This is a genomic window from Desulfovibrio intestinalis (assembly GCF_014202345.1).
Lineage (GTDB): Bacteria > Desulfobacterota > Desulfovibrionia > Desulfovibrionales > Desulfovibrionaceae > Desulfovibrio > Desulfovibrio intestinalis.
This window is the reverse complement of the sequence record NZ_JACHGO010000007.1, coordinates 140,648-164,936: the sequence shown is the minus strand read 5'-3', so window position 1 is coordinate 164,936 and position 24,289 is coordinate 140,648. Positions and strand designations below refer to the sequence as shown.

Sequence of the window (24,289 nt, the reverse complement as noted above, 5' to 3'; positions counted from 1 at the left end):
CAATCCTTATTGTTCGATGCATTTTTTCAGTACGGCAAAGGCCTCATCCAGGCCTTCGGGCTGTGCGCCGCCCGCCTGGGCCAGATCGGGTCTGCCGCCGCCAGCGCCGCCGCAGGGCGCAGCCACAGGCTTGATAAGGGCGGGCGCTGTAAATCTGCCGTGCAGATCCTTGGAGACATAAATAAGCATGCCCACCTTGCCCTCTTCCACAGTGGCAAGGCATGCCACCGCATTTTCAGAAAGGCGCGAGCGTACATCGTCCATAACTTCACGCAGCGCCTTGACGGGCACGTTGTCCAGCCGGGCGGCCAGGAGGCGCACGCCGTTGACTTCTTCGGCACGGGCGGCCAGTTCAGCGCCAGAGGCAGGAGCCGCCGAAGCTTTTTCAGAAGCCTTGCGCAGCTTCTTTACTTCGGCATGCAGGGCCTGTACGCGCTCGGCAAGCTGCCCGGGCCGGGCCTTGAGCAGGGCGGAAAGACCGTCCAGTTCAGCGCGTTGCTCCACGGCATGGCCGTAAGCGTTCCAGCCCGTGACAGCCTCAATGCGGCGGGTGCCAGCGGCAACGCCGCTTTCACTCACGATAAGAAAGGCTCCGGCTTCGCCCGTGCGGGACAAATGTGTTCCCCCGCACAGTTCAACGGATTCAGGATCGCACGTTTCGCCGCCGGAAACTGTGAGCACGCGCACAGTGTCACCATATTTTTCATTAAAGAGCGCCATCGCCCCGGAGGCCACGGCATCGGCCATAGCCATTTCCTTGGCGGAAACCTCAAGGTCGGCCATGATGGCGGCGTTGACCTGGCGCTCAACGGCGGCCAGTTCTTCGGGCGTCAGGGCTGCGATATGTGAAAAGTCGAAGCGCAGACGGCTGCCGTCTACCAGTGAACCAGCCTGTTTCACATGAGTGCCCAGCACACGGCGCAGGGCTGCGTGCAGCAAATGTGTGCAGGTATGGTTGCGGGCCGTGGCCTTGCGTTCATCGGGGTCGACGGCCAGACGCACTTCCTTGCCCTGAAGGATTTCGCCTCTGGTGACTTCGATTTCGTGCACAAGCAGCTGCGGGGCAGGTTTGTGCGTGGTGATGACCCTGGCTTCGCCCGAGGTGGCGCTCATGAGGCCCGTATCGCCTGCCTGACCGCCGCCTTCGCCGTAGAAGGGCGTGGCTTCGGTAACGGCATAGCCGCTTTCGCCTTCGCCAAGCACGTCCACAGGCTGGCCTGCCGCGTTGAGCAGTACGGTTACGGGGCTTTGGGCCGTCAGACCGTCATAGCCCACAAAGCGGCTTTGCGCGCCGCCATCCGCAAGAGATTTGAAGGGGTTGGCTCCGTTTTCGCCCTGACCAAGCAGGCCGCCCTTTTTCTGGTGCTCGCGGGCACGCTGGCGCTGCTCCTGCATGTATTTTTCAAAGCCCTGAGCATCGGCGCTGAAGCCGCGTTTTTCGGCAACGTCGGTCACGATGTCCAGCGGGAAGCCGTAAGTATCATACAGTTTGAAGCAGAAATCACCGGGAATGAGGGTCTTGCCCTGCGCCTTGAGAGAGGACAGCTCTTCGTCAAGCAGGTCCAGGCCTTTCTTGAGCGTCAGGGAGAAGCGCTGTTCTTCCTCGAACACGGCGCGATCGATAAAATCGGCGCTTTCCACAAGTTCGGGATAGGCGTCGCCCATAACTTCGGTGACCTTGCGGGCAACCTTGTGCATAAAGGGTTCGTTCACGCCCATGAGGGTCGCGAAGCGCAGGGCGCGGCGGATGAGCCGGCGCAGGACGTAGCCCCGGTTTTCATTGGAGGGCAGCACGCCGCCCGCAATCAGGAAAGCGGCGGCGCGGCTGTGGTCGGCAATGACGCGCAGGGCAGTATCCACATCGTTGGTGTCAGGTGAGCTGAAGCTGTACTTCACGCCTGCAAGACCCGCCGCGAACTGGATGATGTCCTGAAAAAGATCGCAGTCAAAGTTGGAGCGCTTGCCCTGGGCCACGGCAGCCATGCGCTCGAGGCCCATGCCCGTATCAATGTTGGGCTTGGCCAGGGGGGTGCGGGTGCCGTCGGCGCTCTGATCAAACTGGGTGAACACAAGGTTCCAGATTTCAAGGAAGCGGTCGCAGTCGCACACGCCAATGCCGCAGTCGGGCCCACAGGACATGTCTTCGCCCTGGTCCACATAAATTTCGGAGCAGGGGCCGCAGGGGCCGGTATCGCCCATAGTCCAGAAGTTGTCCTTCTCGCCCATGCGAACGATGCGGTCGGCGGGCAGCTTGGCTATTTCAGCCCACAGCTCTGCGGCTTCGTCGTCTTCACGAAAAACCGTGACCCACAGCTTGTCCGTGGGAAGTTCCAGCTCCTTGGTTACGAAATCCCAGGCCCAGGTGATGGCTTCGCGCTTGAAATAATCGCCAAAGGCAAAGTTGCCGAGCATTTCAAAAAACGTGTGGTGGCGCGCGGTGCGGCCCACGTTTTCCAGGTCATTGTGCTTGCCCGAAACGCGCAGGCATTTCTGGCAGGTTGTGGCGCGGGAGTAGGAGCGCTTTTCTTCGCCAAGAAAGAGTTTTTTGAATTGCACCATGCCGGAGTTGGCAAAAAGCAGCGTGGGATCGTTGGGCGGAATAATAGGCCCTGAAGCGACGATTTCGTGCTGGTGACGGTGAAAAAACTCAAGGTAGCGGCGGCGGATTTCTTTAGCGGTGAGCATATTGGCTCCTGATGAAGGCTGCTCGGTGTGACCCCCGCCCTTACAAGGCCGGGGCCGTACTGGTCATTGCCGTAAGTGGTCACGGTCGCGGGCAGGCAGTCCACAATTGTGCGGGCTGTCGTGCCGGACGGTGTTAATCGTCAGAGCCGACAGGGTCCAGCCCTTCGTCCCGATCTTCAGCTGTGGGAACAAATTCCTTGGGATGCAAGCCCAGAAATTCCACAACCTTGGCTTCAATCTGATTGCGCAGGTCGATATTTTCGTCCAGCAGGGCACGAACTTTTTCGCGTCCCTGGCCCAGTTTTTCAGAGCCAAAGGCGAACCACGAACCGCTCTGGTCGACGATCTTGGCTTCAATGCCAAGGTCAAGCAGCTCGCCCGAACGCGAAATGCCCTGACCGTAAAGAATGTCGAAAATAGCGCTGCGGAAGGGCGGCGCAACCTTGTTTTTGACCACCTTGACCCTGGTGCGGGAACCAAAGGACTCTTCTTTGTCCTTGAGGGTCTGGATGCGGCGGATGTCGAGGCGCACTGACGAGTAGAACTTCAGCGCGTTGCCGCCTGTGGTGGTTTCAGGGCTGCCGTAGCCCGTGACGCCGATCTTCATGCGGATCTGGTTGATGAAGATGACCGAGGTGCGCGATTTGTGGATCGTGCCCGTAAGGCGGCGCATGGCGTGCGACATAAGACGGGCATGGCCGCCCACCTGGGTTTCGCCCATGTCGCCTTCAAGTTCGGCCTGAGGAATCAGGGCCGCCACGGAGTCGACGACCACAAGGTCAACAGCGCCGGAACGCACGAGCATGTCGGCAATATCCAGAGCCTGTTCGCCGTAGTCGGGCTGCGAGATGAGCAGTTCGTCCGTATTGACGCCCAGGCGCTTGGCGTAAGTCACGTCAAGCGCGTGTTCCGCGTCAACAAAGGCGCAGGTTCCGCCCATGCGCTGGCATTCGGCGATGATGTGCAGGGTAAGGGTGGTTTTGCCCGAAGATTCGGGCCCGAAAATTTCCGATATGCGCCCACGCGGAATGCCGCCCACTCCCAAGGCCAGGTCAAGGCCGATGGAACCTGTGGGAATGACGGGTATATTCACATGAGCGTCGTCAGAAAGCTTCATGACAGCGCCCTTGCCGTATTTACGTTCAATGGTGGCAAGGGCAGTGCCCAGGGCTTCTGCGCGCGCGTTTTCAGGGCTCAGGGCCGGTTTTTTGGCCATAGCTTTTATGCTCCGGGTAAAGATATCTTCAAGCTCATCATTATAGCAAAGGGCCGGGCGCAAGGCAAATGCTCAACGGCAGCAGCCCAGTTTGCCGTGCCGCTGGGGGCAACGGGGTGTGCCCACATGTTTTGCCGCCAAAATCAGTCTTCTGGCAACAAACACTGCTGCGCCCGGCGCAGGTTACAGCGCTATGTGGCGTTGTGCCCCGTATTCAGCTTCGTATTCTGCCTTGTATTCAGGCATTGGCTGGCAAAGGCGGCAGGTCTTTACGGCAATATGGGCACTGGCTTCAGTGCTGGTTTTTCTGTGAAGTAGTGGTTTTTTACCGCTCTTTTTACAAATATTCTTTGCCGCTTCAGGCCAGTATACTTGGCATATTTTATTGATGGTAATTATTGATAGTGGGTCTGGCAAGAAATTTCCCTCGCCTGCCTCTTGCCTAGTGCGCCGTGTCTGGCATACAAGCGCGGCATGAGCAATCAGCCTGACATCATCGTACTTTTTTCTGGCGGACTGGACAGCATTCTCGCTGCCAAGGTTCTGGAACGGCAGGGGCTTAAGGTCCGTTGTCTGCACTTTATCACGCCCTTTTTCGGTTCGGCCAAAGCAGTTCCGTACTGGCGAAAAGTCTATGATCTGGACATCGTGAGCCAGGACGTGGGCGAAGATTTTGCGAACATGCTGCGCCAGCGCCCGGAGCACGGCTTCGGCAAGGTCATGAACCCCTGCGTGGACTGCAAAATATTGCTGCTGCGCAAGGCGCGCATCTATATGGAGTCTGTGGGGGCAAAAGGGCTTGCCACGGGTGAAGTGCTGGGGCAGCGGCCCATGTCGCAGCGGCGCGACACTCTGCACCTTATCATGCGTGACGCCGGAGTCAGCGGCACTTTGCTGCGCCCGCTCTGCGCCACGCATTTGCCGCTGACGCAGATGGAAGAAAGCGGCCTTGTGGACCGCACAAAACTGCTGAGTTTTTCTGGCCGGGGACGGCGCGATCAGCTTGATCTGGCGGCAGAGCTGGGCATAACGGAAATCCCCACGCCCGGCGGCGGCTGCCGCTTGACGGAAAAAGAAAACGCCCGCCGCTACTGGACAGTGCTGACCCTGTTGCCCTGCGCCAGCAATGAAGATTTTACCCTGGCCAACCTTGGCCGCCAGTTCTGGCATCATGAAGATGGCGAACACTATTGGCTGTGCATTGGCCGCAACGGGGCTGATAATGACAAACTGGCCGCTGCCGTGCAGCCCGACGACATGCTGCTGCGCCTGCGTGACCTGGCTGGGCCTATGGCTCTGGCACGTCACGGTGCTGGCTGGCCGCGTCATGTTTTGGAAAGCGCAGCGGCCCAGGCGGCCTCGTATGCGCCCAAGGCTGTGGCTTCAGGCGGCCCTGTGGCGGTTCGTGTGCGTCAGGGACAGGCCGAGGGCGAATCGCTTCTTGACCTTGAAGTGAAACCGGAAAGGCTGGAGCAGGTCTGGGGTGAAACCCCGTGGGACGACATAAAGGTTGTCATCAAGGCCGAAGCACGAGAAAGGTTTGAGGCTGCACTGCACAGTAAGCATAAGCCATCCCAAGCAGAAGAGGAGTAAGCATCGGTCATACTGCAAAAGATGCCAATAAAGGTTTGTGGTCTGCTTTACAAAGATAGCGCTTGAAGATATATGCATCCATTGCGTTAATAGTTTGTGTTTGCGCCCCCAGCGGCGTCCGCCGGAGGATTACATGGATCACAAGGACTTGGAGTATTTTCGCAAACTTCTGTCAGAGATGCTTGAAGAAGCCCAGCAAAAGGGCGACAGCACCATTGAAGAATTGACCGATAGCAATGAAGTGTTTGCTGACCCTGCCGACAGGGCCACAGCAGAATCCGATCGCGCCTTTACTTTGCGCATTCGTGACCGGGAACGCCGCCTCATTCGCAAGATCCAGGCCGCGTTGACGCGTATTGATGACGGAACGTATGGCATTTGCGAGGATTGCGGCGATGATATCAGCATCCCGCGTCTCAAGGCCCGTCCCGTCACCCGTCTGTGCATTAACTGCAAAGCCAAACAGGAAGAGGACGAACACCTGAGAGGTGACTAGCATACTGCCGTAAGCGGCTTTACTCTCTGACGGTGTCAGATAATCATTTGTTTTTTTGCTGCGTGCTCCCCGCACTGATTCGCTGCCGTAAGGGCCAAAGGCTCTGTCGGCTCCCAAAGGGCTTATTGGGATAATACAAGGATTTTTGAGAATCCTTGTGCGACGGCGCGGGATTGAGAACACGGCAAGGTTTGCTTGCACGGCCAGAAAAACAGGGGCAGCCTTTGTAACTGCTCTTTACTTCAGCCATGCCGCCTTTTTGCCCATCGGGCCGCGTCAGACGCACTGGCGCGGCCCGGGCTTATATAAAGGCGACGCTATGCAACACAGAGCAAAGTAATAAAGCATCCCATTGCGGCGTTTAGCAGCGCCAATAAAGAGCGCTTACGGCTTCACGGCAGCCTCTGCTCATGCAGTCGTCAGAGTAATTTTATTTTGAAATTGCTCCAGAGCATTTAAATTTTTTCGAAGTTAAATGCTCTGATACCCGGATGCAGTCCGTTGCTGCACAGGTTCGTCTTCACGATTGAAGACATAAACGTTCCCGCCCATTGGCGGGTTTTTGCATATTTATGGACGCACATCTTTTTCGCCGCTTTTGTGAAGACCTGACGCCCCAGCTAACCGGGGCGCGGGTTGAAAAATTGCAGGAACCCGCCCCCGGCTTTCTTGTGCTCACCTGGTACGGTGGTGGGCGCAAACGCCAGTTGTGCCTGCGCTATGCCCGCAAGGAGCCTTTCTGCTTTTTGAGCGGCAGCCGCATCAGCGCGGGCAAGGCTCCTTCAGCCCAGACAATGCGCCTGCGCAAGTATGCGTCTGGCCGCCGCATCGTTTCCTGCGTGGTCAGGTTCTGCGACAGGCAGCTGTGGCTTCTGCTGGCCGGGGGAGACAGCGCGCTTTCGGCACCGGAACACGGCGGCGCTGATTCTGATCCAAGCGCTTTTCGCCTCACCTGGCTTTTGCTGGATCTGCGGGAAGGGCCGTCCCTGCATTTTCTGACCGAGGCTGAAGCGCCGGAAGAAGAACGCCCCCAATGGCCCGAACCTGCCGAACTGGTGCAGGCGCGGCAGAACTGGCGCGAATGGCCAGTGCTTACCCCGGCCCTGCGCCGTACGCTGGCCTGCCTGGAAGAACCGGAGCAGTGGGCTTTGCTGGAAGATTTGCGTGCCGGAGGCGGCGATGTATTTTGCTATGGCCCGGCAACTAGTGAAGCTTCGGGTATTTCGGCGGATACTGCCGCTGATCGCTGTGGAGAGGCTGCCTCTTTTTTATCCAGTGCAAATGGGGCAGACGGCAGTGCAGGCGGCGCAGGCGGTTCCATCCGTACCATACGGGCTATCAGCGCATGGCCTTTGTCGCCGGAACAGCAAGCTGCCTTGCTGACAGAGGATGAGTCTGCATCAGGCCTGCTTCTGCGTGAAGCGTACAGCCCGGACGTGCTACGCCTGACTGAAAAAGCCGGGCAGGACATAGTTCTGGGCCGCCTTGCGGGCGAACAGGCCAAGGAGGCCGCCTTGCCGCTGGACAGGCGTGGCCGCAAGCTGACAAAGCTGCTGGACAAGCTGCGCGAAGAAGAAAACCGTCTCAGGGCCATGACAGAGGCCCAGGCCGATGCGCTGGCCCTGCAGGAAAATTTGTGGCAGTGGCCTGCGGAACACCGGGCGGTCAGCGTTGCGGTGGATGCGGGCTCACACGGCCCGGCCCGCGAAATTCGCCTGGACCCGCGACGGAATGTGCGCGAGGAAATGGCGCGGCTTTTTCATACTTCCCGGCGCGGCTGGCGCGGCTTGGAACATCTGGTACAGCGCCGCAAGACACTTGAGGAAGAGCTGGCGGCCATAGCCCTTGCCCGGCGCGACAGTATGCTCGGTGTCGGCCAGGCACAGGCTGGCGACAGTCAGGCTGGCGAGCGTGGATCGCTGGCGGGTGGTGCTGCGGGCATGCCCGCGGCTCTGCCAAAGAACGTGCAGCTCTTTGTCAGTTCAGACGGCTTTGCCCTGCTGCGCGGGCGTGACGCCAGGGGTAACCTTGCGGCCCGCAAGCTGGCGGCTTCTCACGACATTTGGCTGCATGCGGAAAACGGGCCGGGTTCACACGTTATCATACGCCGCGCCCACGGCGGTCAGGAAGTGCCTGCCAGCACGCTGGACGAGGCCGGGTCGCTGGCTGCCAGCAAAAGCTGGCAGAAAGACGCAGCCCGCGCCCGCATTCAGTACGCGGAAGTGCGCCACGTCAAACCCATGCGCAATGCCCCGGCGGGTACTGTGCGCATAGACAAGGTGCTGGCCTCGCGCGAGGTGCCTGTGGACGCCACGCTGGAGGATACGCTGCTGCCTGAGTAGAACAGCGTGATTTTGAAGTGTGCAGTGCTTCAAAAGAAATCCGTTCTGGAAGTCCCTTCAAGCGTCTGCTTGCGAAGAAGCCATATAAAAGGCCGCCCCTTTTCGGGGGCGGCCTTCAGTATATTCCAGCCAGAGCATTGCAGCAGCGTTGTAGCGCAGGTCTGCTCCAGACCGGCATGGCTGCTGAAACTGCGTGAGCTTATTTGCCCAGCACTTCCACAGTAGCCATAGCGATTTGCAGTTCTTCGTTGGTGGGAATGATGAGCACAGGCACGGTGCTGTCCGGCGTGGAAATGGTACGCGCGCCGGGCTTGCGGGTGCTGTTTTCCTTGGCGTCGATCTTGATGCCCATATGCTCGAGGCCAGCGCACACTTCGGCACGCACGATGTCGTCATTCTCGCCAATGCCGGCAGTGAAGACCAGAGCGTCCACATTGCCGTCGAGCAGGAAGTAGTAGGAACCAAGGGTTTTTTTGATGCTGCGGGCCAGCATTTTGAGGGCCAGAGCAGCGCGGTCGTTGCCTTTTTCCACTTCGGCATGCACGTCGCGCATGTCGGTGTAGCCGCACAGGCCCAGCAAGCCGGACTTTTTGTTCATAAGGGTGTCCACCTGCTCGGGGGTGAGACCCTTTTTGTCCATCACAAAGGGCACAATGGCAGGGTCAATGCTGCCGCAGCGGGTGCCCATGATGAGGCCTTCCAGAGGGGTGAGCCCCATGCTGGTGTCGAAGCACTTGCCGTTTTTCACGCAGCTCATGGACGAACCATTGCCGAGGTGCATGGTGATGGAGCGCAGCTCGTTGAGGGGCTTGCCCAGATATTTGGCCGTGGCGCCAGCGATATACTTGTGGGAAGTGCCGTGGAAGCCGTAGCGGCGGATGCGCAGGTCTTCATACAGCTCGTAGGGCAGAGCGTACATGAAGGCTTCCTGGGGCATGCCCATGCCGAATTCGGTATCAAACACGCCCACGTTGGGCACGCCGGGGAAGAGCTTTTCAGCAACTTCAATGCCCATAAGATTGGCGGGGTTGTGCAAGGGGCCCAGCACGGAGCATTCGCGCACAATTTCTTTCACGCGTTCGTCCACCAGCACGGGGTCGCTGACAGCTTCGCCGCCGTGCAGCACACGGTGGCCGATACCGGCGATTTCGCTCTTGTCCTTGATAACACCCTTTTCGGCATCAGTCAGAAGAGAGATGACCAGTTCCATAGCCTGCACATGGGTGGGGAAATGTGCGGTGCGGATGATCTTTTCTTCCTTATCCGTATCAGGGGCGATTTTGTGGGTCAGGCGGCCTTCGTCCTGTCCGATGCGTTCGGCAAGGCCGGAGCACAGGACGGCGTGGGTATCCATTTCCAGCAGTTGGTACTTGCAGGACGATGAGCCCGCGTTGATGACCAGGATTTTCATGTGTCTTCCTTTTGATGTTGACAGAGGTGGGGGAGGGGTGCCCTCCCCCGGTAATATTACTACTGGCGGTTACTGGCCCGCCGCCATTTTTTCGGCGGCGGCCTGAACAGCCGTGATGGCCACAGTATTTACAATGTCAGGCACGGTGCAACCGCGCGACAGGTCATTGACGGGCTTGTTGAGGCCCTGAAGCACGGGGCCGATGGCCACCGCGCCGGCAGCGCGCTGCACAGCCTTGTAGGTGTTGTTGCCCGTGTTGAGGTCGGGGAAGATGAAGACAGTTGCCTTGCCTGCCACCTTGCTGTCGGGCATTTTGGTCTTGGCCACGCTGGGATCAATGGCCGCGTCGTATTGCAAGGGGCCTTCCAGCGCCAGTTCAGGAGCCATTTCCTTGGCAATGCGGGTGGCTTCCACCACGATGTCCACGTCCGCGCCCTTGCCTGACGTGCCGGTGGAGTACGAAAGCATGGCAACGCGGGGTTCGATGCCGAATACTTCTGCCGTATGGGCAGACGCAATGGCAATTTCGGCCAGCTGCTGGGCCGTGGGGTTGGGGTTGACGGCGCAGTCGCCGAAAACCAGCACACGGTCCTTGAGGCACATGAGGAAGACCGAAGACACAACAGAGAAGCTGGGCTTGGTCTTAACAAATTCAAAAGCCGGGCGAATGGTGTGGGCCGTGGTGTTGACCGCGCCGGAGACCATGCCGTCGGCATCGTCCACCTTGACCATCATTGTGGCGTAATAGGTGGCGTCTGTCATCGTGTCACGGGCCTGCTCGGGCGAGATGCCCTTCTTTTTGCGCAGCTCGTAATAGGTGTTGGCGTACTCATCGAATTTGGCGGAATTGACCGGGTCAATAAGGGTTGCCTTTTCGATGTCCAGCCCAAGGGTGTTGGCCTTGGTGCGGATCTTGTCCACATCGCCCAGCAGGGTGATATGGGCCACATCGCGGCGCAGCAGAATGTCTGTCGCGCGGAGTATGCGTTCCTCAGTGCCTTCGGCAAGAACAATGCGCATCTTGTTGGCCTTGGCGCGTTCGATAAGCTCGAACTCGAACATCATAGGCGTGATACGCGCGCTGCGCTTGCTCACAATACGGCTGGCGATTTCCTTGCCGTTGACATGCTGCTCGAAAAGGCCAAGCACGGTGTTGATCTTGCGGACGTTGCCGGGCTCGATGGGAGCGATGAGCTCCTGAAGGGCCAGCATGGTATTGTAGGTGTGCCCCTTGGTCAGCAGGATGGGCAGGGGAGACGCCGTCCAGCCTTCAATGAACTTGCACACTTCTTCATCCGGGCGGATGCCGCCCGTGAGCAGCACGCCGGCGATGTCGGGCGTGGAGGAAGTGAGGCGCGAGGCAATGGCGGCAATCAGCACGTCGGCGCGGTCGCCGGGCGTCACGACAAGCTGATCTTTGGCGATGTAAGGCAGCACATTGTTCACGTGCATGGCCGCGATCAGATAGTCGTCCACCAGTGCGTCCAGACGGTTTTCACCAAAAAGCACTTCCGCGCCCAGGCCCTTTTTCACATCGCCCATTGTGGGCTGGCCGATGGTGGGCTCATTGGGCACCGAGTAGATAAGCGCCTTGCGCTCGTCGGTGCTGAAATGGGTGCGCAGTTCGTCAAGCTCGGTCTGGGTAAGGTTGCGGCGGTTGATGATGGTGGCCACAACATCCAGAGAAAAGGGAGCGAGGCTGTCCATAGTGATCTGGAGAGACTCGCGAATGTCTTCAGCCGTAGCCTTTTGCCCGCTGGTCACAAGAATGACGGGCGTGCCCAGGTTGGCGGCTATTTCGGCGTTGAGGTCGAATTCGAACACCGGGTCTTTGGCCAGAAAGTCCGTACCCACGCAAAGCACGAATTCAAAGGTTTCCAGCAGTTTTTTATACTTCTGGATGATGTTTTCGATAAGCAGGTTGCGTGAGCCCTGATTGATGATCTGGCGGGCCTCGCGCTGGGTGTAGGCAAAGGTGTCGGCATAGTCCATCTTGAGTTTGAAGTACTCAAGCATCAGGTGGATGTCCGGGTCACGGTCGTCCCATAGAGGTTCATTAATGATGGGGCGAAAGAACGCCACATTGCGCATACTGCGGCTGAGCAGCTGCATGGCTCCCAGGGCGATGGCGCTTTTGCCCGTCATTGGGCCGGTGGCTGTGATATAGAGTCCGTTATACATAAGCTTCCCCTGATTGTGCCGGCAGGCTGGCAGGATGACGCGAAAAGGGCGCAAGCCTTCACCTGCGCCCCGGCCTATTGTTCTATGGCATGACCGCGTCCGTCACCTGAAATCCCTAGCCGGAATCTGGTGGCGAACGCGGTCTTCATTCGTCAGGTTTCTACTTGCTTTCGCCAGTTACTTCGCTGGCGTCAGGGTAGGGCAGATCAGCCAGCTGCTTCAACATGGCGTAACGTTCGGCGTAGGCAGCAGCCAGGTCCGAGCGCAGCATCTTGGAAGCTTCGGGGTCGGTCTTTTCCAGTGAGGCAAAGCGGGTTTCGCCACCCAGGAATTCCTGGATGTCCACGCTGGGAGCCTTGCTGTCGAGCTGGAAGGGGTTTTTCTTTTCCTTGGCCAGTTCGGGATGGTAGCGGTACAGGGGCCAGTAGCCCGTCTGCACGGCCAGCTTGGATTCTTCCTGGCTCTTGCCCATGCCCTTGCGCAGGCCCTGGTTGATGCAGGGAGCGTAAGCGATGATGAGCGAGGGGCCCTTGTAGGCTTCAGCTTCGCGGAAGGCCTTGAGGGTCTGCTGCTTGTCGGCGCCCATAGAGATGGAGGCCACGTACACATAGCCGTAGGTCATGGCCATGCGGCCCAGGTCTTTTTTGCCGGTACGCTTGCCTGCGGCGGCAAACTGGGCAACGGCGCCAAGCGGGGTAGCCTTGGAGGACTGGCCGCCGGTGTTGGAGTACACTTCGGTGTCCATCAGCAGGATGTTGATGTCGTCGCCAGTGGCCAGCACGTGGTCCAGACCGCCGTAACCGATGTCATAGCCCCAGCCGTCGCCGCCGAAGATCCACACGCTCTTCTTGGTGAAGAGGTCGTCCATGTGCCAGATTTCGTGGGCCAGATGGCTTTCAAAGGAATCAAGGTTGGCGATCACCTGGTCGCCGTACTTGCGGGAACCTTCAGCGTCGTCCTTGTTGGCCAGCCAGCCTTCCATAGCTTCTTTGAGCTCGGGGCTGATGCCTTCTTCCTTCAGGGCTTCTTCAATCTTCATGGCCAGCAGGTTGCGGCGCTGATCGTAGGCAAGGCCCATGCCGCAGCCGTATTCGGCGGCGTCTTCAAACAGGGAGTTGCCCCAGGCCGGACCAAAGCCGTCCTTGTTGGTGCAGTAAGGCGTGGTGGGCGAAGAAGCGCCCCAGATGGAGGAGCAGCCCGTGGCGTTGGCGACAATCATGCGTTCGCCGAACAGCTGGGTAAGCACCTTGACATAGGGGGTTTCGCCGCAACCGGCGCAGGCGCCGGAGAACTCGTGCAGGGGCTGCTGGAGCTGCGAACCCTTAACGGTGTCGCGGGCCAACAGGTTGTCCTTGAGAGTCACGTGGGTTTCAGCAAAAGCCAGGTTGGCTTTCTGGTCGTCCATCTGGGTTTCCAGCGGCTTCATGACCAGAGCCTTGTTCTTGGCGGGGCACACGTCGGCGCAGGAACCGCAGCCCAGGCAGTCTTCAGGGTAAACCTGAATGCGGAACTTCATTTCCTTGAGTTCCTTGCCCATGGCGTCCTTGGTCACAAAGCTGGCCGGAGCGCCTTCCAGTTCTTCAGTGGTGGCAAGCACGGGGCGAATGGCCGCGTGGGGGCACACGAAGGAGCACTGGCAGCACTGGATGCAGTTTTCGACCTGCCATTCGGGCACGGCAATGGCCACGCCGCGCTTTTCGCAAGCGGCGGTGCCAAGGGGCATGAAGCCAGCCGGATCCATAGCGGACACGGGCAGCTTGTCGCCCTGCTGGGCAAGAATGGGACGCACCACGCTACGGATGTAATCGTCATCGTCGCAGTGGCACACTTCAGCGCCTTCAGTGGTGTTGATCCAGCTGGCGGGGTACTTGATTTCTTCCAGGGCGTCCATGCCCTTGTCCACGGCGGCGATGTTCATGTTGACGATCTTGTCGCCCTTGCTGCCGTAGGTTTTCTTGATGGATTCCTTAAGCAGGGCCACGGCCTTGTCGAAGTCCAGCACGTTGGCAAGCTTGAAGAAGGCGGTCTGCATGATCATGTTGATGCGGCCGCCAAGGCCTACTTCCTGGGCAACCTTCACGGCGTCCACGTTGTAGAACTTGAGCTTCTTGCGGGCAATGGTGCGCTTCATTTCGGCGGGCAGGTGCTTTTCGAGATCGGCCAGCGACCAGTTGGAGTTCAGCACAAAGGTGCCGCCTTCCTTGATGCCTTCAAGAATGTCGTACTGGGTCACATAGGCGGCCTTGTGACAGGCAACGTAGTCGGCCTTGGTGATGAGGTACGAAGAAGTGATGGGGGCAGAACCGAAACGCAGATGCGATACGGTGAAGCCACCGGACTTTTTGGAGTCATAGGCAAAGTAGGCCTGGGCATAGAGATCGGTGTTGTCGCCGATGATCTTGATGGCCTGCTTGTTGGCGCCCACGGTGCCGTCAGCGCCGAGGCCGAAGAACTTGCACTGCACGGTGCCGGCGGGCACGGTGTCGATTTCTTCGTCCACGTCAAGGGAAAGGTTGGTCACGTCGTCGTTGATGCCAACGGTGAAGTGGTTCTTGGGCTGCAGGGCCAGCATGTTGTCGTACACGGCTTTGGCCATGCCGGGGGTGAAGTCCTTGGAACCCAGGCCGTAGCGGCCGGCCACGATGGTGGGAGCTTCGCCCTTTTCGAGGAAGGCGGTACAGATGTCCTGATACAGGGGGTCGCCCAGAGCGCCACTTTCCTTGGTGCGGTCAAGCACGGTGATGCAGGTGGTGGTGGCGGGCAGGGCGCGCAGCAGATGCTCGGTGGAGAAGGGACGGAACAGGCGCACCTTCACAAGGCCCACGCGCTGACCCTGATTGTTCAGGTAGTTCACCGTTTCTTCGGCCACTTCACAGGAAGAACCCATTGAAATGACGACGCGGTCGGCTTCGGGGTGACCCACGTAGTCGAACAGGCGGTATTTGCGGCCAGTGATGGATTCAACCTTCTTCATGTTTTCAAGCACGATGCCGGGCACGGCGTCGTAGAAGAGGTTGGAAGCTTCACGGTTCTGGAAGTAAATGTCGGGGTTCTGGGCAGTGCCACGGATGTGGGGATGCTCGGGGCTCATTGCAGTGGAACGGAATTCCGCCACTTTGTCCCAGTTCACCAGGCCGTGGATGTCTTCGTAATCAATGGTTTCGATCTTCTGCACTTCGTGGGAGGTACGGAAGCCGTCAAAGAAGTGGCAGAAGGGCAGGCTGGCGTCGATGGCCGACAAGTGAGCCACCAGGGCCAGGTCCATGCATTCCTGCACCGAGGCGGAAGCAAGGAAGCAGAAGCCCGTCTGGCGGGCAGCCATGACGTCCTGGTGGTCGCCAAAGATGGACAGGGCGTGGGAAGCCAGCGCACGAGCCGACACGTGAAAAACGCCGGGGAGCAGTTCGCCGGCGAGTTTGTACATGTTGGGGATCATGAGCAGCAGACCCTGAGAGGCCGTATAGGTGGAGGTCAGCGAACCGGCGGAAAGCATACCGTGCACTGCGCCAGCTGCGCCTGCTTCGGACTGCATTTCACGCACGATCACTTTCTGGCCGAGCAGGTTCTTCATGCCCTTGGCGGCCATCTGGTCCATGACTTCGCCCATGACGGATGAAGGCGTGATGGGGTAGATCGCCGCCGTTTCCGACAGAGCGTAGGCAATATGCGTGGTAGCGTTATTGCCGTCCATGGTTTTCATGTGAGCCATCTGTTCCTCCTTGGCGCCCTGGGGCGCACAATATTTTTTCCAAATTCTGCGTGGCCGGTGCGGCCTGGGTAAGCCCGCATTGTAATGAGCTGTGCGGGATGTGGTCTACTTAGGGAACATTAGGGGTTTTTGAAATCACGCATTTGGTCAAATTTATCGCATCAAATCATGGGCGTCCATAAAAGATTATGGCCGTCCCGAAAGCGGCGTGAAAAACCGCAATTGTCGTTGCAGTGAGTCCATAGCACAAAGTTGGTTGTTTGAACAGTTAAATAGGGCGTCCGAGAAAAAAATTTTTTTCCGAAAAACCTCAAAAAACGGCGTTATTTAATACTTTCAGGATGTTCCAACACCCTGGAAGGCACGGTTCACCGGGTGGGATGCGGCGGTGCCGAGGCAATGCTGCTGGCCCAGGCTGCTTTTTTTCAGGCGAGGGAGCATTGAAAAAGCTTTTATCGCCTGACTGAGCGCCATTTTTCAGCCAAGAGCGCGTGTTTCCCGCTTTTGGGCTGATTCATAAAAAAGTTTATCCTTTAAAACACTACGCAGTTCAGAAATACCATCCTGCTGGAAGGCGGATTTTGACAGAATGCATGCTGTCTGCACCGTGGCGCACTCTCATGGCAACCGGAAGTGTCTGGATTTTCAAAAGTTGCAATGCTCTGATTCCAGCCATAGCATGAATTTGAGATTATTGCAGCAGGTGCTGTTGTAAAAAAATTACCAGTATCCGTTCGTTAGTGTGAACATGTGCATGGGCAGGGTACAGCTCGTAAAAAGTCTTTTTCGTGCCCTTGGCGCAAAATCACTTGTTTAAAGACAGCCCCAGGCGTGAACATTCTGAGGTTATTTGAGCTGTACTTCATCAATCTCTTATGCTCGAAGCCGTTTCGTCCGTCTTTTCCGGCATTGCCTGATCAGGTGTCTGATTGTGGTCCTGCCGTGTCCTGATATGTCAATCACAGGGACCACGGCTACAATTAAAGAGATAATGTCAGGGCAACATACGGCAAGAGTCTGGCATTCATTTTACCTTTATGAACTTCTGGTCCGAGGGCGGGCTGCGCCGTGAGGCAAAGAAACAGCCCCGGCTTTTGTGGAAGCCGGGGCTGCGTTATGGGGCTGAGCCGTTGAAAAAAATGCTTGCTGCGTTGCCTGCTAGGGCGCGCTTGCCGCAGGGGCCGTCGTGTTGCCCTGCGCGTTTTTGTTGGCGGCGTGGATGGCGGTGCCAATCTCGCGGGCCAGGGTTTCCGTGAACTGGGTGGGCGCTCCCGTTTCCATACGAATCTGCCCCTGCGCCAGGACAGCTATGCGCATCTGGCTGTTGGAAAGGGCGTTTCGGCTGGAAATATTTTTAAGCACAGCCCGGCTGGGCCTTGCGGCACTGGGCACGCGGCGCTGCACCAGCAGCACGTCGGCTAATACGGCGGTTCCGCCGCTTCCCGTAAGATAGGAGGAGGTGTCGTACCCCTTGTTGACCGCGTTACGCAGATGGGCGGGATCAGTATTTCCGGCAGACAGCACCGTCAGTTGCACAATATAGCCCGCCTCGCTGGGGTTGGCCACAATGGTGAAGCCGCTGCGCTGCAGCCACGCTTCTGTTTGCGCGCGCAGGCCGAAAACACGGCTGGTGTTGTCGCGCACACTCACATACACGGAATCAGGAACAGAATCGTCGTCCTGCGCTTCCTGAAGTTTGCCCGAGCGCAACACTTCAAGCTTGCCGGGGTCAGCAGGCTGACGCACGCATGCCGCCAGGGGCAGCAGGCTCAGGCAAAGCAGCAGTATGATAAAATGTAGTCCTTTCAGAGTCATAAAAAACCTCGATCATTGCCATCCAAGTTCTGACGGCGTGTAATGAACACGCAAGACAAACGTCTTTTGCGCGTATGCTTGTGAACCTGCATTATCCGGGCCAAATTCAAAGTGCTTCGGTCAGAATTCAGTGAGGCCAGGATGTTGGATCGTCCGGCAGTTTGACGAAGTCACAGTCGTTGGCGAAATTTGGCAGAGCAGGGTTTGACGGGGAATAAATTTGTTGTTGAGGCGGCAATATTTTGGCTGTGCCAGGCCGCTCCTCAATATTTGCGGAGTGGGGTCAGGGCTTTACGGCCTTGACAATTTCGCTGCTCAGTTTGTCTTCCAGAGCGGGAAGGATGTCATCGCGCCCCATATTTTCGCCTTCGGCGCTGACGTTTACCGTGTACATTTCGCTGGGTTTCTTGCCCTGCTTGCTGGTGCCCACCCGCGCGCGCATGCCCCATATATTGCTTGTGCCGCCATCAAGCATGCTTACGCCAAGACCCAGGAGCAGGCCCCCGCCCACACCCCAGGCCGCCCCGCGCCCGCCCCCGGTGCTGCCGCCCACAAGCGCGCCAAGCATGGCTCCCGTGGCTGTATGCCCCAGAGTTCTGCCCGCGTTGGCCGGCGTGCTGCGTGAGCCCAGCGGCATAACGTCATCCACTGCCACATGCAGCGTCAGGTCGGCCTCCTTGGCAGATTCAGCGGGTATAAGCTCCCGTTCGCTCTGCAGATACGCCGTAAGCATGGATTGAAGGTCGGCGTTGAAAGTGGCGCTGCCGCCGCTTACGTCAACAAAAACACTTTGCCCCGGCTTGGCCTTTATGGCTGGCAGCGGGGTGGCGTCGGCCTGATTGGCGCGCGAATCTGCCGGAGTGCCGGGCGGGAAGTTTGATCCGTCCGGATTGGCGCTGTTCTGATGGGAAGAGCAGCCCGCCGCCAACAGACACAGCATTGCAAGGCACAGTGCCGCAGCAAGCCGGTATGGTATTGGACATATATGCATATAGCCCTCATTTTGACTGGAATCTTCTCTACTATTACCGCAAGGTGTACGGGCCTGTCCAGTTCGGACCATTCCATCATGTGTGGAAGGCAGTTAGCACTGTACGATAATAAAAAGTTTTTCCTGCCCGGCCCCGGCGCGGGGCATACATCGCAGCCTGTCTGGCTGCTCCGTAATCTCAGGTCAGCCGGGGCCGCTTCGGCGATGCACACTTGACGCCTGTGCGTTTTATCGTATCTTGCCGTTACATAAAGGGCGCGTCAAAAAATACTGGCGCAGCCGGAAAGCAGTTGAGAGGCAGCATGGGCAAACAGTTGATAATAGTGGAATCTCCGGCCAAAGTTAAGACCATTAAAAAATTTCTTGGGCCGTCATATATGGTGCAGGCCAGTGTGGGCCATGTACGCGATTTGCCCGCCAAGACGCTTGGGGTCAACGAAGAGGACAACTTTTCGCCTCATTATGAAGTTATTGAAAACAAAAAAAACGTGGTCAGTGAACTGCGCGCCGCCGCAGCCAAGGCTGACACCGTATATCTTGCGCCCGACCCCGACCGCGAGGGAGAGGCCATTGCCTGGCATGTGGCGGAGCTTATCCGTGACAAGGCCAAGGACATAAAGCGCATCCAGTTCAACGAAATTACGGCCAAAGCTGTCAAAGAAGCGTTAGCGCATCCGCGCGAACTCAATGGCGACCTCTTTGATGCCCAGCAGGCCCGGCGCATTCTGGACAGGCTGGTAGGCTATAAAATTTCTCCGCTGCTGTGGAAGACCATCAAGCGGGGCATATCCGCCGGGCGCGTGCAATCCGTGGCCCTGCGCCTCATCGTTGAGCGCGAGGAAGAGCGCGAAGTTTTCAAGCCAGAGGAATACTGGCTGTTCAAAGTGCTGCTTTCTGGTGCTGTGCCGCCTCCATTTAAGGCTGATCTTGCCAAGGTCAACGGCAAAAAGGCTGTCATAGCCAATGCCGAAGAGGCGCAGGCGCTGGAAGATGCCCTCAAGGACCAGCCCTTTGTGGTGGAGAGCGTTGAACAGAAAGAGCGCGAGCGTGCGCCGCAGCCGCCGTTCATTACCTCCACCCTGCAGCAGGCGGCCAACCAGCGGCTTTCCTACACGGCCAAGCGCACGATGAACATCGCCCAGCGCCTCTATGAAGGCGTGGAGCTTGGCGACCGTGGCCTGACGGCCCTCATCACCTATATGCGTACGGACTCGACGCGCATTGCCGATGAAGCGCGTGACGCTGCCAAGGATTTCATTGCCGGGCATTTCGGCAAGGATTATCTGCCCAAGCGCGCCCGCGTGTACAAGACCAAGGGCAGCGCGCAGGACGCCCATGAAGCCGTCCGGCCTGTAGATGTGACCATCACTCCTGATGAAGTGAAAAGCCTTCTGCCGCCGGACCAGTATAATCTTTACCGGCTTATCTGGTCGCGCTTTGTGGCTTCGCAGATGGCCGGGGCGCGTTTTCACGACACCACGGTCACCATTGCCTGTGCCCACAGCCAGTGGCGCGCCAAGGGCGAGCGGATGCTTTTTCCCGGTTTTCTGGCGGCTTTGCCCCGTGCCGGGGAAGACGGCGACGCCGAATTGCCGCCCCTTGAAGCCGGGCAGACGCTCAAACTGGACAAGCTGGACAAGGAACAGAAGTTCACCCAGCCCCCGCCACGCTACAGCGAAGCCAGCCTTGTACGCGAACTGGAAGAGCGTGGCATTGGGCGTCCGTCTACCTACGCGGCCATTATTTCAACGCTTCAGGACAGGGAATATGTCAGCCTTGCCGAAAGGCATTTTGTGCCCACGGATCTTGGGCGCGTGGTCTGTCAGCAACTGACCGAGCATTTTGTCCAGCTTATGGATGTGGGCTTTACCGCCCAGATGGAAGAGGGGCTCGACAAGGTGGCGGAAGGCAAGGAGCACTGGGTGGAGCTTTTGCGCGCCTTCTCCGACGACTTCAACCCCACGCTGGCCGCAGCTGCCAAAAACATGCAGAGCGTCAAGGGCGGCATTCCCGCCGACTTGCCCTGCCCGGAATGCGGCAAGCCTCTCATGATAAAGTTTGGCAAGGCCGGGTCCTTTCTGGCCTGTTCCGGTTATCCCGATTGCAGCTACACCAGTAATTTTTCCCGCACCGAAGATGGCAAGGTTGAGGCTGTAGCCGCAGAAAAGCCTCAGTATGAAAAAGTGGGGCAGTGCCCCCAGTGCGGCCGGGACCTTGTCATAAAGAAATCCCGCACTGGCAGCAGTTTTATTGCCTGCACGGGATATCCCGAGTGCAAGCACGCGGCCCCGTTGTCCACAGGCGTGCCCTGCCCGCGCTGTGAAAATGGGCAGCTGGTAGAAAAAAGCACCAAGCGCGGCAAGCTGTTCTATTCCTGCGATCAGTATCCTAAATGTGATTTTGCCTTGTGGGACAAGCCCGTGCCTGGCCCCTGCCCGCGCTGTAATTCACCGTATCTTGTGGAAAAAAAGAGCCGGGCTGGCACAAAAGTCATCTGTCCCGTCAAGGGGTGCGGCTATGTGAAGGAGGATGGTGATGAGCAAAGCTGATCTGCCCGGCGAGACGGGTTCTTCCGAGGCTATGGCCGTTCCCGTTTCTTCAGGCAGTATTGCCGCGCCCTGGGCAGAAACTCTTGAAGCTCGTGTGGCCAGCCTGCTCGGCAAGGGAGAAAGCGTGGTGCTTGTGACGGTTATCAGCCGTACAGGTTCCGCCCCCCGTGATGCAGGCACACGCGCCCTGTATACGCAAAATGGCCCCGAGGGCACTATTGGCGGCGGCCTTCTTGAGGCGCGGGCTATGGAATCGGCGGCCCAGAGCTTGTTTATGGGGCAGTCCAGTCAGGTCGTTTGCGACATGAGTGGCTTTACCCCCGGCAGTGATATGATCTGCGGCGGCGATATGGAAGTGCTGTGTGAGGTCCTTCGGCCTGACCACGCACCCCTGTTCGCGTTGTCTGCCCAGGCGTTGCGGGCTGGTGTGGGCGGTATATGGGTGGTCGACGTGAACCGCGAACCACCCTTGCGGCGTCTTTATCTCGACGGGCTGCCTGAACGTGCGGATATGCCGTCAGACGCGCCCTTGCCGCCGGATGTCAGCCTTGACATTGCCCCGGTGCGCACCCTGCTGGCGCAGCGCAAGGGCAAGCCCGGTCTGGTGGAAGAAAGCGGTTGCCGAATCTACGTTGAACCGCTGGCAGCGCCGCCAGTGCTGCTTTTGTGCGGCGGGGGGCATGTGTCCCTTGAGGTGGCGCGCCTGGCCCACGCCTGTGGATTTATCATCGACGTCGTTGACGACAGGCCGGAATTTTCCAATCCAGAACGCTTCCCGATGGCGCGTCACTGCCATGTGCTGCCCGCCTATGAAAATCTGGTGGAAACCTGCGCCGTCGGGCGAAACCATTATGTGGCCATTATCACGCGCGGGCACGGCTTTGACCGTGAAACCCTGGCGCAGGCTCTGGTCAGCCATGCCCAGTATATTGGCATGATAGGCAGCAAATCCAAGCGCGACCAGATTTACGAGATTCTGCGCGCTCAGGGCGTGCCCGCTTCGGAGCTTGCCGCTGTTTGTTGTCCCATTGGGCTGACCATTGATGCAGAAACGCCGCAACAGATAGCCGTGTCCATTGTGGCCGAGTTGCTGGCCGTGCAGGCAGGCACGCTGAAGAGGTTGCGGTTTGAAGAATAGCAGCGGCCTGGACCCGGGCTGTTTCTTCTATAGATATGGGCCGCATGATTTTAAGCCTTTTTACGCTATATAAGCTGATACGCTTTTATTGCTGTAAATAGATCATCAAAATATTCGCAAGCCATGCAACCTGGGCGGGTATGCGCGTGCAGCTGTACAGGCTGGTCATCCTCCGTTCGAGAGCGCCTTTGCCCGTTTATATGGGCCCTTGCTTGACTTTTTGTGTGGCCCAAGAGATTGTTTCCCAGTTGAAGTCCGGTGCAAGAGCACTGGCTAAACTGTCAAGCTCGTTGCCCTGCTAAGCTGATTTATTGACGCGATGGGCAGTCGTAACATGTACGGCACAATGCTGGCGTAAGCGCAGCATTGTCTGACCATCCGGGATGGCGGCCAGAGCCCCATCTGCAAGAGCGCGCCCACAAGCCGGAAGAGCTGGAAAAGCGATGCCTGCTGTGCAGCAGGGTGCTTGTGAAATCCAAATCGCCTGCACAGCGAAGAGCCAGCCTTGTCTGAAATACTGCTCCACAGGCTGGAGCTGTATGGCTTCCCCCACGGCGTGCATTGGTTCCTGAAAGACAACCGACGTTTTGAACCCTGAAAGAAACGCGGTTCGCTTTTTCGGATTTGATGCGATCAGCAAACATACTTGTCCAGTCGCAGGCTTGACGCGATAAAACACCGCAAAGACCCCCAGAGTATGGACCGGGCGTCTGCATTTCAAAATTTGCGGTTTAAAAGTTATCATTGTGCAATACCGCATGTGAGAGCGTGGCGTCAAAGCCGGGAGACGAGCGACGGCATGACACCGGGGACAGGTAAGGAGAGTAAAAAATTTTAGCAATAAATATAGGGTGTTATAAAAAATCAATACGTTGTTATAACACACTGAAATAAAACAATATTCTCAGAATATGGCAACGCCGTTTCACGGCCTCCGTTGATTGCTTTTTGCGGTGAACTATGTTTCTTAAACTGAGTTTCTGCCCGATTTTATAGACTGGGCGGTTTTTTTGGCGTGTATAACGCGCTTCCTTATGGAGTAGTTCATGACCATCAGACCTCTTTTCTACCTCCCCTTCATACTTGGCCTTTGCCTTGCACTGATTGCCTGCAACGGCGACAAAAATGCCAAGCAGGGGGGCATGCATTTGCCTGTGGCCGTCTTTGACGTAGTAGCCAAAGACCAACCCTGGCCGGCTGAATACCAGGCCCAAGCCTCTGGTTCGCGCGCGGTTGAAGTGCGCTCACGAGTTGAAGCCATTATTGAAAAGCGCCTGTATGAAGAAGGCGACTACGTACAGCAGGGCCAGCTGCTTTTCCAGCTGGAACGTGACCGCTACGAAGCTTTGATGCAGCAGGCTCAAGCCCAGTTCACCAACGCCGAGCGCGAATGGCGAAGGGTTCGCCCCCTGTATGAAAAGAACGCTGTGTCCCAGAAAGAACGCGACAATGCCCTGGCCTCTTATGAAAGCGCCAAGGCTTCTCTGCGTCAGGCCAAAATCAATCTGGACTACTGCCAGGTTACGGCGCCTGTTTCTGGCTATAGCAGCAAGGAAAACTACACGCCCGGCAACTTGGTGGGCAACAATTCCTTGCTCACCTATGTGAACCAGACTGACCCGATGTACATCGATTTTTCCATTGCCGCTCCCGAGCGCATGACCCGCCAGAATCTGGCCACCGAGGGCCGCCTCGTGATGCCAGCCGAGGGCCGGTACAAGGCTGAACTGCGGCTGCTTGACGGCAGCATGTACAAAGGAACGGGCGAAGTGACATTTATTGACAGCCAGGTGCAGCCGAGCACTGGCGTCATCAAGGCTCGTGCCGTGTTTAGCAATGCTGACCGCAGCATCATGCCCGGCCAGTATGTGCGCCTGTATATGGAAGGCGACATTCTCAAGGATGCCGTGCTCGTTCCCCAAAAGTGCGTGCTGCTTACCCAGAAGGGTTCGCTGGTCATGGGCGTGGACAAGGACGACAAGGTGTATCCCATTCCTGTTGTTATCGGCGTGTCCGTTGGCGACAAATATCTTGTGCTTGAAGGGCTTAAAGGCGGCGAACGCATCATCAGCGAAGGCATGATCAAGGCCCGCCCCGGTTCTCAAGTGAGCATAATGCCTTCAGGGGGCCAGCAGCCCCAGGAAGGCGCGGCCAAGAAGTAGG

The 24,289-nt window shown here is 57.9% G+C and carries 13 protein-coding genes; 6 read left to right on the top strand and 7 right to left on the bottom strand.

The genetic code is table 11. The features are described 5' to 3' along the window. Positions 1–6: 6 nt before the first annotated feature. Both alaS and recA read right to left on the bottom strand, forming a co-directional pair. A complete protein-coding gene (alaS, locus tag HNQ38_RS11860; protein WP_183721190.1) occupies positions 7–2,685 on the bottom strand; it encodes an alanine--tRNA ligase in 2,679 nt (892 codons plus the stop codon). 133 nt (positions 2,686–2,818) lie between these two features. After that, complete coding sequence (recA, locus tag HNQ38_RS11855; protein WP_183721187.1) at positions 2,819–3,901, bottom strand: recombinase RecA; 1,083 nt, start codon at positions 3,899–3,901, stop codon at positions 2,819–2,821. Positions 3,902–4,375: 474 nt separating this feature from the next. On the opposite strand from recA, the gene HNQ38_RS11850 reads away from it, so the two are divergent. From HNQ38_RS11850 to HNQ38_RS11840, 3 genes are all read left to right on the top strand, one after another. Beyond that, on the top strand, positions 4,376–5,494 hold the full coding sequence (locus HNQ38_RS11850; protein ID WP_183721184.1) for a tRNA(5-methylaminomethyl-2-thiouridylate) methyltransferase: 1,119 nt from the start codon (positions 4,376–4,378) through the stop codon (positions 5,492–5,494). 133 nt (positions 5,495–5,627) lie between these two features. After that, positions 5,628–5,990 (top strand): RNA polymerase-binding protein DksA, encoded by a 363-nt coding sequence (dksA, locus tag HNQ38_RS11845; protein ID WP_179980589.1) that lies wholly within the window; start codon positions 5,628–5,630, stop codon positions 5,988–5,990. Positions 5,991–6,562: 572 nt separating this feature from the next. Then, complete coding sequence (locus HNQ38_RS11840; RefSeq protein ID WP_183721181.1) at positions 6,563–8,332, top strand: NFACT RNA binding domain-containing protein; 1,770 nt, start codon at positions 6,563–6,565, stop codon at positions 8,330–8,332. Between the two features lie 199 nt (positions 8,333–8,531). Here HNQ38_RS11840 and HNQ38_RS11835 read toward each other — a convergent pair whose 3' ends face one another. The 5 genes from HNQ38_RS11835 to HNQ38_RS11815 all read right to left on the bottom strand — a co-directional run bounded on the left by HNQ38_RS11835 (position 8,532) and on the right by HNQ38_RS11815 (position 18,439). Next, complete coding sequence (locus HNQ38_RS11835; protein WP_183721178.1) at positions 8,532–9,743, bottom strand: acetate kinase; 1,212 nt, start codon at positions 9,741–9,743, stop codon at positions 8,532–8,534. Between the two features lie 69 nt (positions 9,744–9,812). Then, entirely contained in the window at positions 9,813–11,924 is a 2,112-nt protein-coding gene (gene pta, locus HNQ38_RS11830; RefSeq protein ID WP_183721175.1) for a phosphate acetyltransferase, read from the bottom strand. 160 nt (positions 11,925–12,084) lie between these two features. After that, complete coding sequence (gene nifJ / locus HNQ38_RS11825) at positions 12,085–15,633, bottom strand: pyruvate:ferredoxin (flavodoxin) oxidoreductase (protein WP_183721172.1); 3,549 nt, start codon at positions 15,631–15,633, stop codon at positions 12,085–12,087. 1,158 nt (positions 15,634–16,791) lie between these two features. Then, the gene (traT, locus tag HNQ38_RS11820) at positions 16,792–17,448 is read right to left on the bottom strand and encodes a complement resistance protein TraT (RefSeq protein WP_183721169.1); all 657 of its coding nucleotides are present in this window, start codon (positions 17,446–17,448) and stop codon (positions 16,792–16,794) included. Between the two features lie 283 nt (positions 17,449–17,731). After that, positions 17,732–18,439 carry a hypothetical protein gene (locus HNQ38_RS11815; protein ID WP_183721167.1) on the bottom strand — a complete coding sequence of 236 codons (708 nt, stop codon included), beginning with the start codon at positions 18,437–18,439 and terminating at the stop codon, positions 17,732–17,734. Between the two features lie 302 nt (positions 18,440–18,741). On the opposite strand from HNQ38_RS11815, the gene topA reads away from it, so the two are divergent. From topA to HNQ38_RS11800, 3 genes are all read left to right on the top strand, one after another. Continuing rightward, positions 18,742–20,988: a type I DNA topoisomerase gene (gene topA, locus HNQ38_RS11810; protein ID WP_183721164.1), complete on the top strand. Its 2,247-nt coding sequence runs from the start codon at positions 18,742–18,744 to the stop codon at positions 20,986–20,988. Beyond that, positions 20,975–22,126 (top strand): XdhC family protein, encoded by a 1,152-nt coding sequence (locus HNQ38_RS11805; RefSeq protein ID WP_183721162.1) that lies wholly within the window; start codon positions 20,975–20,977, stop codon positions 22,124–22,126. The genes topA and HNQ38_RS11805 overlap by 14 nt, the downstream gene beginning before the upstream one ends. Positions 22,127–23,172: 1,046 nt before the next feature. Next, the gene (locus tag HNQ38_RS11800; protein WP_183721159.1) at positions 23,173–24,288 is read left to right on the top strand and encodes an efflux RND transporter periplasmic adaptor subunit; all 1,116 of its coding nucleotides are present in this window, start codon (positions 23,173–23,175) and stop codon (positions 24,286–24,288) included. Position 24,289: the final 1 nt, after the last annotated feature.

Coding starts and splice junctions, on each gene's coding strand:
- alaS (WP_183721190.1), bottom strand. CDS start 2,685: ATGCTCACCGCTAAAGAAATCCGCCGCCGCTACCTTGAGTTTTTTCAC.
- recA (WP_183721187.1), bottom strand. CDS start 3,901: ATGGCCAAAAAACCGGCCCTGAGCCCTGAAAACGCGCGCGCAGAAGCC.
- HNQ38_RS11850 (WP_183721184.1), top strand. CDS start 4,376: ATGAGCAATCAGCCTGACATCATCGTACTTTTTTCTGGCGGACTGGAC.
- dksA (WP_179980589.1), top strand. CDS start 5,628: ATGGATCACAAGGACTTGGAGTATTTTCGCAAACTTCTGTCAGAGATG.
- HNQ38_RS11840 (WP_183721181.1), top strand. CDS start 6,563: ATGGACGCACATCTTTTTCGCCGCTTTTGTGAAGACCTGACGCCCCAG.
- HNQ38_RS11835 (WP_183721178.1), bottom strand. CDS start 9,743: ATGAAAATCCTGGTCATCAACGCGGGCTCATCGTCCTGCAAGTACCAA.
- pta (WP_183721175.1), bottom strand. CDS start 11,924: ATGTATAACGGACTCTATATCACAGCCACCGGCCCAATGACGGGCAAA.
- nifJ (WP_183721172.1), bottom strand. CDS start 15,633: ATGGCTCACATGAAAACCATGGACGGCAATAACGCTACCACGCATATT.
- traT (WP_183721169.1), bottom strand. CDS start 17,448: ATGACTCTGAAAGGACTACATTTTATCATACTGCTGCTTTGCCTGAGC.
- HNQ38_RS11815 (WP_183721167.1), bottom strand. CDS start 18,439: ATGCATATATGTCCAATACCATACCGGCTTGCTGCGGCACTGTGCCTT.
- topA (WP_183721164.1), top strand. CDS start 18,742: ATGGGCAAACAGTTGATAATAGTGGAATCTCCGGCCAAAGTTAAGACC.
- HNQ38_RS11805 (WP_183721162.1), top strand. CDS start 20,975: ATGAGCAAAGCTGATCTGCCCGGCGAGACGGGTTCTTCCGAGGCTATG.
- HNQ38_RS11800 (WP_183721159.1), top strand. CDS start 23,173: ATGACCATCAGACCTCTTTTCTACCTCCCCTTCATACTTGGCCTTTGC.